At 28.6% G+C, this 13,616-nt stretch carries 11 protein-coding genes; 6 read left to right on the forward strand and 5 right to left on the reverse strand.

What is annotated here, in order from left to right; translation table 11 throughout:
• Positions 1 to 40: 40 nt before the first annotated feature.
• Both LPB302_RS02610 and LPB302_RS02615 read right to left on the reverse strand, forming a co-directional pair.
• The gene (locus LPB302_RS02610) at positions 41 to 850 is read right to left on the reverse strand and encodes a hypothetical protein (protein ID WP_053974789.1); all 810 of its coding nucleotides are present in this window, start codon (positions 848 to 850) and stop codon (positions 41 to 43) included.
• Complete coding sequence (locus tag LPB302_RS02615; protein WP_053974790.1) at positions 837 to 1,397, reverse strand: RNA polymerase sigma factor; 561 nt, start codon at positions 1,395 to 1,397, stop codon at positions 837 to 839. The genes LPB302_RS02610 and LPB302_RS02615 overlap by 14 nt, the downstream gene beginning before the upstream one ends.
• A gap of 120 nt (positions 1,398 to 1,517) precedes the next feature.
• Here LPB302_RS02615 and LPB302_RS02620 point away from each other — a divergent pair, with 120 nt between their 5' ends.
• Both LPB302_RS02620 and LPB302_RS02625 read left to right on the forward strand, forming a co-directional pair.
• On the forward strand, positions 1,518 to 2,663 hold the full coding sequence (locus tag LPB302_RS02620; protein ID WP_053974791.1) for an NAD-dependent epimerase/dehydratase family protein: 1,146 nt from the start codon (positions 1,518 to 1,520) through the stop codon (positions 2,661 to 2,663).
• A 74-nt stretch (positions 2,664 to 2,737) separates the two neighbouring features.
• Entirely contained in the window at positions 2,738 to 4,393 is a 1,656-nt protein-coding gene (locus LPB302_RS02625; protein WP_053974792.1) for a DUF2135 domain-containing protein, read from the forward strand.
• Positions 4,394 to 4,396: 3 nt separating this feature from the next.
• On the opposite strand, the gene priA is transcribed toward LPB302_RS02625, so the two are convergent.
• Positions 4,397 to 6,868 (reverse strand): replication restart helicase PriA, encoded by a 2,472-nt coding sequence (gene priA / locus LPB302_RS02630; protein WP_255164372.1) that lies wholly within the window; start codon positions 6,866 to 6,868, stop codon positions 4,397 to 4,399.
• A 60-nt stretch (positions 6,869 to 6,928) separates the two neighbouring features.
• Between priA and LPB302_RS02635 the strand changes: the two genes are divergently transcribed.
• Positions 6,929 to 7,813, forward strand: coding sequence for an alpha/beta hydrolase (locus LPB302_RS02635; RefSeq protein WP_053974793.1), 885 nt, complete (start codon positions 6,929 to 6,931; stop codon positions 7,811 to 7,813).
• A 12-nt stretch (positions 7,814 to 7,825) separates the two neighbouring features.
• On the forward strand, positions 7,826 to 8,683 hold the full coding sequence (locus LPB302_RS02640; RefSeq protein WP_053974794.1) for an alpha/beta fold hydrolase: 858 nt from the start codon (positions 7,826 to 7,828) through the stop codon (positions 8,681 to 8,683).
• Here LPB302_RS02640 and LPB302_RS02645 read toward each other — a convergent pair.
• Positions 8,680 to 9,849, reverse strand: coding sequence for a THUMP domain-containing class I SAM-dependent RNA methyltransferase (locus LPB302_RS02645; RefSeq protein WP_053975354.1), 1,170 nt, complete (start codon positions 9,847 to 9,849; stop codon positions 8,680 to 8,682). The genes LPB302_RS02640 and LPB302_RS02645 overlap by 4 nt on opposite strands.
• Positions 9,850 to 9,960: 111 nt before the next feature.
• Between LPB302_RS02645 and LPB302_RS02650 the strand changes: the two genes are divergently transcribed.
• Positions 9,961 to 10,686, forward strand: coding sequence for a class I SAM-dependent DNA methyltransferase (locus tag LPB302_RS02650; RefSeq protein ID WP_053974795.1), 726 nt, complete (start codon positions 9,961 to 9,963; stop codon positions 10,684 to 10,686).
• The gene (locus LPB302_RS02655; RefSeq protein WP_053974796.1) at positions 10,683 to 11,360 is read left to right on the forward strand and encodes a ZIP family metal transporter; all 678 of its coding nucleotides are present in this window, start codon (positions 10,683 to 10,685) and stop codon (positions 11,358 to 11,360) included. Before LPB302_RS02650 ends, LPB302_RS02655 begins: the two co-directional genes overlap by 4 nt.
• A gap of 27 nt (positions 11,361 to 11,387) precedes the next feature.
• On the opposite strand, the gene LPB302_RS02660 is transcribed toward LPB302_RS02655, so the two are convergent.
• On the reverse strand, positions 11,388 to 13,571 hold the full coding sequence (locus tag LPB302_RS02660) for a RecQ family ATP-dependent DNA helicase (RefSeq protein WP_053974797.1): 2,184 nt from the start codon (positions 13,569 to 13,571) through the stop codon (positions 11,388 to 11,390).
• Positions 13,572 to 13,616: the final 45 nt, after the last annotated feature.

The following is a 13,616-nucleotide window of genomic DNA, read 5'->3' on the forward strand; positions in this document are numbered from 1 at the left end:
GATTTTAAGATTGTTAGATTAATTTTTAATGTAGAAGGTATTAATCGTTTCTACTTGCAATTGCAGAAGCAATATCTGATACTTTGCTCTTTAATGATTTCAAGAAATTATTCTGAAAATCGTCATCGTCTATTGTTCTCTCTACTTCAGCTAATATTGAATTAGGATTCACCTTCAAATTCGATTTTTTGAGCTCTAATTTTATCGTATTTAAAAGATCATCTCTATTCATATTATACTTAGCATAGTAACTTTTTACTTCTCGAGAAGTGTGTGTAACTGCATAAAGTAAATCTTCTGCATTTACCTTTATATTACTATTAATAGTTTCTTTTATTGATGGTATTACTTTATCATCAATATTTACTTTATTATTTTTCTGATTTGTTATTTGATTTTTATCAACAATAGCTAAACCTTTACTTTCAGTTGATTCTTTAACTTTTGTTTTAGCAATACTTTTTAATTTTTGACTAGTTTCAATATTTTTATCTATTCTTTTTGGATTAGTGTTCTCATTAACTTCCTCTTTTACTAAGGCTTCCTCAACAGGAATTTCATTAATAAATTCTTCTATTTTGGCATCAATTATCGTTTTATCTATTGGAGTTTTTACAACCTCTTGAACAGGAGTAAAATTACTTGAATCACTAGATAAAATTTGATAACCTATAGTAACCAATAATAAAATACTTGCTGCTACACCTATATAAAAAAACCAACCAATCTTTTTTTGTTTAGGTTGTTCATCTAATTGTACAGATAAACGTTCCCAAGCAGAGGCTGATGGCTCCAAAATTCTATTATCGAACTTTTTCTTTATGTTTTGATCTATCTTATTTGTCTTCATGAATTGCTTTATTCATTTTTATATAATTCTTCTGCAATAGTTTACGCGCTTTAAACAATTGAGATTTTGATGTACTTTCAGAAATGTCTAATTTTTCTGCAATTTCTGAATGCTTGTAACCTTCTATGGCATATAAATTAAATACCATTTTGTAACCTTCAGGTAATTGATCTATTAGCTTTTGTATATCTTCAACAGATGTGTTTTCTAAACTTTCTGTTGCAGCATCATTAAATACATAGTCTTCGTCAGATAAATCAATAACATTTTTTTTACGTAAATAAGAAATACAAGTATTTACCATAACTCTTCTTATCCAGCCTTCAAAACTACCTTCATGTTTGAACCTATGTAAATTGGTAAAAACCTTTAAAAAACCTTGAAGTAGTAAATCTTCTGCATGATGCAAATCTTTTACATACTGCCTGCAAACACCTAACATTTTAGGAGAATACTGCTCAAACAATTGTTGTTGCGCTTCTCTATTGTTGGTAATCGCTTTTTTAATTAGCGATTTTTCTTTGTTATGCAATTTTATAATTTTCAAGCCTCTTAAGTTGGTTTTAACTGCCTTACAAATATATAGACTACAAGGTTTAAAAAAAGGTTGCCTAGCTTAAAAAAATAATTAATTATATTAGCTAAACATTGCAAAATCAACCAAATAATGAGCAATAATCGTAGAGATTTTATAAAGAAAAGTTTATTAGCAAGTGCTGCAATACCCTTATTAAGCCAAGGTTTATTGTTTTGTAAGAGTTTAGAAAACAAAAAGTTATCAATATTAATTCTTGGAGGAACAAGTTTTTTGGGTCCTCATCAAATTAAATATGCTTTAGAAAGAGGTCATAACGTTTCTATTTTTACTAGAGGTAAAACCATACCTAATGTAAATACTAATGTTTTTGATGAAGTAGAACACTTGGTTGGAGATAGAGAAAATAATCTTTCTGCTTTAGAAAATAGAAAATGGAATGTGGTCATAGACAATTCTGGTAGAAATGTTGAATGGACCAGAAAAACTGCACAATTACTTAAAGATTCTTGTGATTTTTATATTTACACTTCATCAACAGGAGTATATTTTCCTTATACAGAGGCAAATTTGAATGAAGAGCATAAAGTTTTACTAAAAGTACCTGAAACTTTAGAGGATGAAATGCTTAAAATGGAATATGATTATGGTGTTATGAAAGCTAATTCTGAACAAGAAACTATAAAAGCTTTTGGTATGGATCGTTCTATTATTATAAGACCTACCTATATGTTTGGACCTGGAGATAAAACAGATAGATTTATACATTGGCCAATTCGTTTAGCAAAAGAAGGTGAAATTTTGGTGCCTGGAAAGAAAAATGATCCTGTGCAATATATTGATGTTAGAGATGTAGCAGAATTCATGATTCGATTGGCTGAACAAAAAAACTACGGAACTTATAATGCTGTAGGACCAATAAATAAAGAGTCCATGTATGATTTTATGGATAAAGCAAAAGGCACTTTCGATGTTGAAAATGATTTTGTTTATATAAACGACTATGATTTTTTAAAAGAAAACAAGATCTATTATATAGTTCCTTGGATTATGCAAGACAAATACAATTATGGTTCTGCAAGAATTAACAATTCATTAGCCAAAGAAAACGGATTGATATTTAGAGATTTAAAAACATCGATTAAAGAAACGCATGATTGGTGGTATTCAGATAATTTAACTGATGAAAGAAGAGCTAAATTTGAACAAAGAAAAGGTTCTATGCTAGTTAGAGAAAAAGAGCTGATTAAAAGATGGAAAGAACATCAAAAAGGATAAAACTACAAACTCGAATATTTCTAAAAATCATTTTAAACTAAAGAAAATGGTATAAAGTTTGATACTATAAAAACATGATAAAAAAAATACTACTCGTTTTATTTTTAATTCCGATTTCAGCACTTGCTCAAATTAATGAAGCTAATAATCAGAAAACTATATCAGGTTTCATAACTCATAACAACAAACCTTTAGAAAATGTTACAATTTTTGTTGATAAAACAATTAGATATGCAGTTTCAAATGAGAAAGGTTTTTATGCTATAAAAGCAAACCCAGGAGAAGTTTTATCCTATAGTTATGTTGGTTTAGATGAAGTAAAAGTTTTAATTGAAGATGTAACACAAACGCTTAACATTAATTTACAACTCAAATCTAGCATTACAGATATTGAGCATGATAAAATTGTTCAATTAGGAGAAAGTTCGTTTGGCGAAAACGCTTCTAGTTTTAAAGCAATAAAGGTAGATCCAAAGAAATTAAACCCAAATGCTACATCTCTAACAAGAGCCTTAGAAGAAAAAATACCAGACATTTTAGTTCGAATTAATGATTATGGAGAAGAAATTATATATTTCAGAGGTAAGGAATTAAATGGACCTGCTGTTTGGGAAATAGATGATGTTATTTTCGATATCCCCTATCCTATTTTCATTTCTGAAGTAAAAGAACTCTTAATAATTAATAATAAGGAGTTTTATCCTCAACTACCAATTACAAATCCGCTTATAAAAGTAAAAACATCAATAGATTATAAAAAGGTAAAAGATCTAAATTATAATAACTATTATTTTATAGATGAAGATTATTATTCAGGTGATGCAAAAAAATACAAAGACATAAAAGTCAAATATTCATTTTTAGATAAGTTTAATAAAGTTTCTAAAGATGATGAATTACTTACTATTTATAAAAATAACTATACATTAGATAAGAATTACACCAATTATCATTTAGCTGTTTTTAATCATTTTAAAAATAAAAAAGTTGATAAATCTATGCTGATTAAGGTGTTATCAGATTTTGAAAAATTCACGAATAATCCTGAAGGTTTAAAAGCAGTAGCCTATAATTATCAAGAATTAAATGAAGGCAATAGGGCTATTGAAGTATATAAAAGAATATTAAGATTAAGACCTAATAGCAAACAATCGTTTAGAGATTTAGCAAATGCTTTTTATGAACAAAAAAATTACAATAACTTTTTAAAATCCTATAGTTTTTATTTGCAAAAAGGTTTAAAAATAGATGCTACTGATATTGGTGAAATTATGTCGTCAGAAATTGTATCAGTATATAATACAGATTTAGATGAAGCTACTACGAACCAAAAAATTAAAATTACAAATCCTTTAAAAAGTGAAGAAAGTGATGTTCGAATTATTATGGAATGGAATGTTTCTGAAGCCGAGTTTATTGTTGAATTGGTAAACCCTAAATTAGAGCGTTATATTTTAAAAAACACATATTCTCATAATCCTGCATTAATCGTAGATCAAAAAGAAAAAGGATATCACTCTAAGGAAATAGTTATAAATAGCTTAAACCCTAGAAATCATCTTTTAAATTTAACCTATTTAGGTAATAAACAATATAAACCTACCTATTTTAAATTTACAACTTATTATAACTGGGGCAGACCTAATCAAACAAAGAAAATAGAGGTTTTTGAAATTTCTCAAAAAAACAAAAAGATTCAACTATTAAAAATTAATCGCAAAAATTTATAATTTTTAATAATTATCTACATCCGTTATAAAACGAATTGGCCTAAATTCTTTAACTGCTTCAAAAGTATTCTTAATTTTAGCCACCTGACTTTTAGTATTGGCTAGACTTTGTTTTGGTGGAATTTTAATTACAATATTTTTAATATACTGATTTCTAATTCTAGCTACTGCAGGTGCTGTTGGTCCTAAAACGTGTTCTCCAAAAGATGTGTATAAAGCTTTAAATAACCAATTTACTCCAGTATCAACTTTATTATAATCTCTATGTTTTAGAGTAATTTTTATCAACCTATAATAAGGAGGATATTTGTATTGCCAACGTTCTTGCAATTGCTCTTTATACATTTCTGTATAACTTGTTGTAGAAACTTGTTGTAATATTTGATGATAAGGATTGTAGGTTTGTATGGCTACATTTCCTTGTTTTTTACTTCTACCTGCTCTACCAGAAACTTGTACCATCATTTGATATGCTCTTTCATGAGCTCTAAAATCAGGAAAGTTTAACATGGTATCTGCATTTAAAATTCCAACCAAAGAAACATTATCAAAATCTAAACCTTTAGATAACATTTGGGTGCCTACTAAAATATCTATCTCTCTTGCTTCAAATGCACCAATTATTTTTTGATATCCAAATTTACCACGAGTTGTATCTAAATCCATTCTTCCAATTTTATAATCAGGGAATAATTCTTTTAGTTCAAGCTCTATTTGTTCAGTTCCAAAACCTTTGGTATCTAAAGTATTACTTCCACAAGCAGAACACGAATTTGGCATTGCTCTTTGATAACTGCAGTAATGACATCTTAATTCGTTTCTAAATTTATGATAGGTTAAACTAACATCACAATTAGGACATTGAGGAGCAACTCCACAAGTTTTACATTCTACAATTGGTGAGTAACCACGTCTGTTTTGAAATAAAATAATTTGTTCTTTCTCATCTAAAGCTTCTTGAATTAGTTTTAATAAACGATCAGAAAAATGACCTTTCATTTCTTTCTTCTTAAACTTTTCCTTTACATCTATCAATTCTATTTTTGGTAACTGAACATTTCCAAAACGTCTATTTAGCTCCACAAAACCATATTTATTTTGTTTAGCATTAAAATAGCTTTCTAAAGAAGGGGTTGCAGAACCTAATAAAATTTTGGCTGCATGCATTTTGGCTAAAACAATAGCAGCATCTCTAGCATTATATCTTGGTGAAGGTTCAAACTGTTTGTAAGATGTTTCATGTTCTTCATCTACCACTATTAAACCTAAGTTAGAAAATGGTAAGAAAATAGACGATCTTGCTCCTAAAATAATTTGTGCTTTCGTTTTATTTTCAAGAACATTGTTCCAAACTTCTACTCTTTCATTCATTGAATATTTTGAATGAAAAACAGAAATTTGATCACCAAAATAAAATTGCAATCGCGTAATAATTTGAGTAGTTAAAGCTATTTCTGGCAATAGAAAAAGTACTTGTTTACCTTCATCTATAACCTCCAGAATCAATTTTGTGTAAATTTCTGTTTTACCAGAACTTGTTATTCCATGCAAAAGCGTTACATCTTTTTCCTTGAAAGTTTCCTTAATTTCAGAATACGCTTTTTCTTGAAACTCATTTAAACTTTTTAAAGAATTGGTATCACCTTTAAAATTGATTCTATCTGTTTGAATTTCATAAAACTCAAAGATATCTTTATCTACCAAAGATTTTAATATGGCTGATGAAACATTCGCACTTTTCTCTAAATCTTTAGCTTTAACAGGCTTTTTTGAAGTTGCTAACTGGAAAAAGGTTAAAACAGCTTCTCTCTGTTTTTTTGCTCTAGATAATTCTTCTAACAAAAAGTTTAAAGACTCATCAGAACTATAGTTGGAATGTAAACGAACGTATTTCACCAACTTTGGTTTATATTGTTCGTAGATTTTTTCTTGTATAAATATTGCTGATTTTTTTATAAGCTCATTTACAATTGGCATTACTTTTTTCTTGCCCAAAATATCTGCAACCTGATGAATTGTAAGCTGAGATTGATGTTGTAATGCTTCAAAAATCAAGAATTCTTCATCTTCTAGAATATCTTCATTCGTAAAAACCTCATTTTTAGAAATACTAGTTTCACTTTCTAATAAAAATGCTGATGGCAAAGAAGCTCTATAAACATCACCCAAAGAACACATGTAATAATTAGCAATCCATTGCCAATGTTTTAATTGCAGTTCGTTTACAATTGGTTTTTCATCTAAAATTTGAATGATATCTGTAGTTTCATATAATGTAGGTTTGGTTTTATGAATATTAAATACCAAACCTGTGTACATATTTTTATTTCCAAAAGATACTGCAACTCTCATTCCTTTCTGTAAAAAACTAGCTTCCTCATCTGTAATAGAATAGGTAAAAGTTTTCTGAATTGGTATGGGTAATATGACGTCTATGAAATTGATAAGTTCTAATTTTAATCTTTGAAAAATCAAAATTAAAGAAAAAATAGTATCTTTAACTTTATTAACTAATTTTTAATCCCCCAGGATAAAATGACTGCTGAGAATTGGAAAAAACTAGGTAAATATGTTACCATTAATGACAAAAGAATATTTGTTATTGATACTGGAGATCATCCTGAAACTTTAGTAATCTTACATGGCTACCCAACTTCATCTTATGATTATTTTAGAGTTATACCAGAACTTGCTCATTACTACAGAATTGTAGTTCATGACCATTTAGGATTTGGTTTTTCTGATAAACCAGACTCTTTAACTTATTCTTTAATTGACCAAGCAGATGTAGCTTTAGAGTTATGGCGAAAACTAGGTTTAAAACAAGTATCTATTTTAGCACATGATTATGGAACATCAATTGCCAAAGAAATATTAGCTAGAAAAAATCATAATTTAATTCCATTAAAGATTAACAAAATATATTTATGTAGTAGCAGTATGCGTTTAGAGCACCTGCACTTGAAAAATATTGGTGTTTTATTAAGAGATAGAAAATTAGGAAAATACATTTCTAGACTTACCAATTTCGGATATCGTAAAATAAGACGTCGTTTTAAGAAAGATAATATAAACTATCAAATAAGTAAAAACTACGATATTAAAGATATGTGGAATCAAATGGATTCTTCAGAAGGTCAAAAAGAGATACACTTTATTAGTAATTTTATAAACGAACGTTATACTTTTTTTCATAGATGGACCAATGCATTAAAAGAAACCACTGTTCCTGTTAAAATATTTTGGCAAAAAACAGATTCTTTAGCTATTAAGGAAATCGCCATTGTTTTAGCAACAGAAGAGGAAAATGAAAAATTAACCTGGGTAGAAAATGTAAAACATTATTCCATTTTAGAAACTCCTAATAGTTGGATAAAGCTAGTGTTTGAATACCAAAACAGAACAAAACCTGTTTTTTAAATCTAAATCTTTATGGAAGTAAAAACATGGTCAGAAAAAGGTAAAATGTTTTCTGTATTAGGTAAAGAGATTTTTGTTATTGATGAAGGAACTAGTGAAAATACGTTAGTTATATTACATGGTTATGGAACATCTACCATAGATTATCATAAAATTTTACCTGAACTAACTAAAAACTATAGAGTGATTTTACATGATTTAGTTGGTTTTGGATTTTCAGATAAACCAAACAAGCAATATTATAGTATTTTAGACCAAACAGATATTATTTTAGAACTTTGGAAAATACTTGAGCTTAAGAATATCACTTTAATGAGTCATAATTTAGGAGCGGCTATTGCTTTAGAAATATTAGCAAGAAATAAAACTACTCTTTTAAACATTGATTTAAAAGACTTAATTTTCTTAAATAGCACTGTTTCTTTTAATTATGAAATTGAAGATGAAGGGCATAATAATGTTAGTCCTTTACAAGATTTCTCTAGTAAAATGCAATTAATGTTTTCTTCTTTTGCCTTTTACAAGGTTAAGGTTAAAGATTTCTTTTATGATGCTAGCCTGTTTAGTGAAGAAGACATAAAAGCAAGATGGATTTTAATGGATCATAAAGATGGAAGAGAAATCATAGATTTCCTTGCAAATTATGGCACAGAATGCAGGTTACTTTGGAACAGATGGTTCTCTGCCTTAGATAAAAATCTTTTGCCTTGTAAAATAATTTTTGGTAAAAACGATATTATTTACAGTGAAGTTGAAGCAGGACATTTTGCCAACCATATTCGAGATTGCAAATTACACAATATCGAAAATTGTGGGCATTATCCTATGCTAGAAAAACCAAAAGAATTAATTAATTTAATTTTAAATTAAATAGAAACTTCGTTCTTTTTCAATTTTCTAGAGCCCTCATACAACTCGTACTTTACAAACTTACAATCTAAATCACCGTTTTTAAGCGCTATTCTTTTAGATGTGCGTAAACCCACAGATTTTAAAGCATCTATATCTGAAGTAATTAACCAAGCTGTAGAGCCAGGATAATTATGTTTTAAGGTATCTCCTATCTTTTTGTAAAATTCGTTGGTATCTATATTTAAACGTTCTCCATAAGGTGGATTGAATAAAATAGTTGTGTTTCCAAAAACTTCTTTGGTTGAGTTGAAAAAGTTAACATGATGCACACCTATAAACTCTTCTAAATTAGCAGAAATTACATTGGCTTTCGCTTTTTGAACTGCAGAAGGAGCTTTATCAAAACCCATAATTTTGAAATGAGAAGATCGAATCTTCTTTAATAAAGCATCTTGAATGGTAAAATATAGATCCTCATCATAATCTTTCCAATTCTCAAAAGCAAAGAGTTTTCTATTAATATTAGCAGGAATATTATTTGCAATCATTGCTGCTTCAATTAAGATTGTTCCAGAACCACACATTGGGTCTATAAAGTTTTCATCACCTGTATAACCAGATAACAAAACCATACCTGCAGCCAAAACTTCATTAATAGGTGCAATATTGGTTGCTGTTCTATACCCTCTTTTATGTAGAGAATCTCCTGAAGAATCTAAAGAAACTGTTAACCAATCTTTCTGTATATGTATATGAATTTTTACATCTGGATACTTTAAATCTACATTAGGTCTTTTATGATATTTGTGTCTAAAATAATCTGCAATTGCATCTTTAGATTTTAAAGAAATGTAATGTGAATTAGAAGTAAAATTCTTAGAGTTTACAACTGCTCCAATAGCAAAAGTACCTTCTGCATCTAAATAATTCTCCCATTTTATTTTTTGAATAGACTCATACAAATCTTCTTCATCGTAAATTTTACAAGTTTTAATAGGTTTTAAAATTCTAACAGCCGTTCTTAAAGCAATATTGGCTTTATACATAAAACCTTTATCACCTCTAAAAGAAACGCTTCTTACAGCTTCTTTAATATCTTGTGCTCCTAATTTTTTAAGTTCTTCTGCCAAAACACTTTCTAAACCAAAAAGTGTAGTTGCTGTCATTTTAAAATCTCTATCCATACCCATAATTATAGACTGCAAAAATACATTTTCTTAGAGTATATATGAGATTTTCTGAATTTCATTTTTTGAAACGTAAGATTTAACTACTTTTGTTGACTTAGTTTACTTATGGAAACAAAAGAGTGGTTTACAGAATGGTTTAATACACCTTATTATCATATTCTATATAAGGATAGAAATGATGCTGATGCACAGTTATTTATGAAAAACATAACTGAATTTTTAGCATTACCTAAAACTACTCATATACTAGATTTACCTTGTGGAAAAGGTCGTCATTCAGTTTACCTAAATTCTTTAGGATACAAAGTTACTGGTGGTGATTTAGCCGAAAACAGCATTTCAATCGCAAAAAAGTTCGAGAATGATACTTTAAAATTTAAAGTTCATGATATGCGAAAGCCTTTTAATAATTCATACGATGCTATTTTTAATTTATTCACCAGTTTTGGATATTTTGAGGAGGATAAAGAGGATGTTTTGATATTACAAAACATAAAAAATGGATTAAACAAAGATGGTTATTTCGTTTTTGATTTTTTAAATGTAGAGTTAGTTAAGCGCAATTTAGTAGCTAAAGAAACCAAGGTCGTAGAAGATATTACCTTTTATATTACAAGAGAAATTAAAGATGGTTTTATTATTAAAAACATCAATTTCTTTGCTGATAATGAAAATAGAAGTTATACAGAAAGAGTAAAATATATAGATGAACGTAAATTAAAGAGTTATTTTGAAAAAGTTGGTTTCAGTATAGAAAACATCTTTGGAGATTATCATTTAAATTCTTTCAATTCTAAAATATCTAATCGTTTAATAGTTGTAGCAAAGTGAATTATTTTCTTCTAATCATACCTGTTTTATTTGGTGCTTTGTTAGTTCTGTATAAGAAACCTAATAAGAATATTGTAAGGTTGTTACTGGCCTTTAGTGGTTCTTATTTACTTTCTGTAACAATTTTACACTTATTGCCAGACGTTTACACCATTACTTCTAGTGATAATTTAATTGGGATTTTAATTTTAATTGGTATAATCCTGCAATCTGTTTTAGAGTCTTTTTCTAAGGGAGCAGAACATGGTCATATTCATATTCATTCAGATAGTAAAAAGTTTCCTACCTTATTATTTGTTAGTCTTTGTATTCATGCATTTTCTGAAGGTTTACCAATTCATAATGCAGATGAAAATTTATTGTGGGCAATTATTGTGCATAAAATTCCGATTGCAATTGTATTAACTACTTTTCTGTTGCACGCAAAATATAGTAAGAAAACGGTTTTTACGTTCTTATTTTTATTTGGTTTAATGAGCCCTTTAGGATTGCTGTTAGGAGACAAGGTTGGTTTGTTACAAACCTATAATACAGAAATAACAGCTGTAATAATTGGAGTTTTCTTGCACATATCAACTATTATTTTATTTGAAAGTACAGAAAATCATAAGTTTAATTTTCAGAAGTTTTTAGCTATTCTTTTAGGAATTGTGCTAACATTAATTACGTTATAGTTTTAAATAACATGGTGTTTATGAAACCTAATTCGCAACTTCGTTTATAAATTTAATACGCATTAATCGTAGTTCATCCTCATCATAATCACCATCAAATTCATCTAATGCTTCTTGAATTTTATCAGTTTCAGCTTCCATAAAATAATCATGAATTTCTTCTTGCTGATCTTCATCTAACAAATCATCTAAGGCATAATTAATGTCTAATTTAGTTCCAGAAAAAATAATTCTTTCCATCTCTTTTATCAGCTCATTAATTTCTAGTCCTTTTGATTTTGCAATGTCATCTAAAGGTAATTTTCTATCTGTATTCTGAATGATATATAGTTTTAAACCAGAATTAACACCTGTACTCTTTACAATTAAATCATCAGGTCTTAAAACATCATTTTCTTCTACGTAAGTTTCTATTAATTTTACAAAATCTTTACCAAACTTTCTTGCTTTACCTTCACCTACTCCATGCACTTTAGATAATTCATCTAAATTAACAGGATACTTTAAAGCCATATCATCTAAAGATGGATCTTGGAAAACTGCAAAAGGAGGCACTCCTTGTTTCATAGCCACTTTTTTACGCAAGTCTCTAAGTAGTTTTACCAATTTTTCATCTGTAACTCCACCTAATGATTTTGCGTTGGTAATAATTGCATTATCATTTTCTTCATTATAAGCATGATCTTCAGTCATCATAAATGAAGTTGGATTCTCTAAATAACGTTCACCCTCTTTTGTGATTTTAATTACTCCATATTGCTCAATTTCTTTCTTGATATAATTCACCACCAAGATCTGACGAATCAAAGCCATCCAATAAGCAGCAGTTTTACTTTTACCAATTCCGAAAAATGGTTGTAAATGTGTTTTGTGTGAGGTAAGCAATGCGTTTTCTTTACCAACAATTGTATTTACAACTTCTTTAGATTTATACTTTTGTAAGGTGTTTTTAATTACGTTCAATAAGATAACTACATCTTCTTTGGCTTCATGCTTTTTCTTAGGATTTCTAGAATTATCATCCATATCAGCACCTTCTCCATTTACTTCATCAAAATCTTCTCCAAAATAGTGCAGTAAATATTTACGCCTATTCATAGAAGTTTCTGCATAACCAACTACTTCTTGCAGCAATGCATGACCAATTTCTTGCTCTGCTACTGGTTTACTAGCCATAAACTTTTCTAATTTCTCAATGTCTTTATAGGCATAGAATGCTAAACAATATCCTTCTCCATCATCTCTACCTGCTCTACCAGTTTCTTGATAATAACTTTCTAAACTTTTTGGTATATCATGATGAATTACATAACGTACATCTGGTTTATCTATTCCCATTCCAAATGCAATTGTAGCAACAACAACATCACAATCTTCCATTAAGAACATGTCTTGATGCTTCACCCTTGTTTTAGCATCTAAACCTGCATGATAAGGAACTGCTTTAATACCATTTACTTGCAGAATTTGGGCAATTTCCTCAACCTTCTTTCTACTTAAGCAATAAATAATTCCAGATTTACCTTCTCTTTGTTTAACAAATCGAATAATATCTTTTTCTACTTCTTTAGTTTTAGGTCTTACCTCATAAAATAAATTCGGTCTATTAAAAGATGCTTTGAATCTATTGGCATCTGTAATTCCTAACGTTTTTAAAATATCTTCTTGAACCTTTTCTGTAGCAGTTGCTGTTAAACAAATTACAGGTACATTATCAATTGCTTTAATAATGTGTTTTAGATTTCTGTATTCAGGTCTAAAATCGTGACCCCATTCAGAAATACAATGAGCTTCATCAATGGCTACAAAAGAAATAGTTTGAGTTCTTAAAAAGGTAACGTATTCTTCTTTAATTAATGATTCTGGAGCTACGTATAAAAGTTTTGTAATTCCGTTTGCAATATCAGCTTTAACTTGGGCAACTTCGGTTTTATTCAAAGATGAATTTAAAACATGAGCAACTCCATGCTCTTCAGAAATACCTCTAATAGCATCTACTTGATTTTTCATTAAAGCAATTAATGGAGATACCACAATTGCAGTTCCTTCCTTCATCAAAGCAGGTAATTGGTAACACAAAGATTTACCACCACCTGTAGGCATTATAACAAACGTATTATTGTTTTCTACAATACTTTTTATAACCTGTTCTTGTAATCCTTTAAATTTATTAAATCCAAAAAACTTTTTTAGAGGACCATGTAAATCCATATAAATATTTATTTGATTGAAAAGAAAATAGAAACCACAAACTAT

It is taken from the genome of Polaribacter dokdonensis (assembly GCF_024362345.1).
In the GTDB taxonomy this organism is placed as follows: domain Bacteria; phylum Bacteroidota; class Bacteroidia; order Flavobacteriales; family Flavobacteriaceae; genus Polaribacter; species Polaribacter dokdonensis.

Coding starts and splice junctions, on each gene's coding strand:
- LPB302_RS02625 (WP_053974792.1), top strand. CDS start 2,738: ATGATAAAAAAAATACTACTCGTTTTATTTTTAATTCCGATTTCAGCA.
- LPB302_RS02650 (WP_053974795.1), top strand. CDS start 9,961: ATGGAAACAAAAGAGTGGTTTACAGAATGGTTTAATACACCTTATTAT.
- LPB302_RS02610 (WP_053974789.1), bottom strand. CDS start 850: ATGAAGACAAATAAGATAGATCAAAACATAAAGAAAAAGTTCGATAAT.
- LPB302_RS02660 (WP_053974797.1), bottom strand. CDS start 13,571: ATGGATTTACATGGTCCTCTAAAAAAGTTTTTTGGATTTAATAAATTT.
- LPB302_RS02620 (WP_053974791.1), top strand. CDS start 1,518: ATGAGCAATAATCGTAGAGATTTTATAAAGAAAAGTTTATTAGCAAGT.
- LPB302_RS02645 (WP_053975354.1), bottom strand. CDS start 9,849: ATGGATAGAGATTTTAAAATGACAGCAACTACACTTTTTGGTTTAGAA.
- LPB302_RS02640 (WP_053974794.1), top strand. CDS start 7,826: ATGGAAGTAAAAACATGGTCAGAAAAAGGTAAAATGTTTTCTGTATTA.
- LPB302_RS02635 (WP_053974793.1), top strand. CDS start 6,929: ATGACTGCTGAGAATTGGAAAAAACTAGGTAAATATGTTACCATTAAT.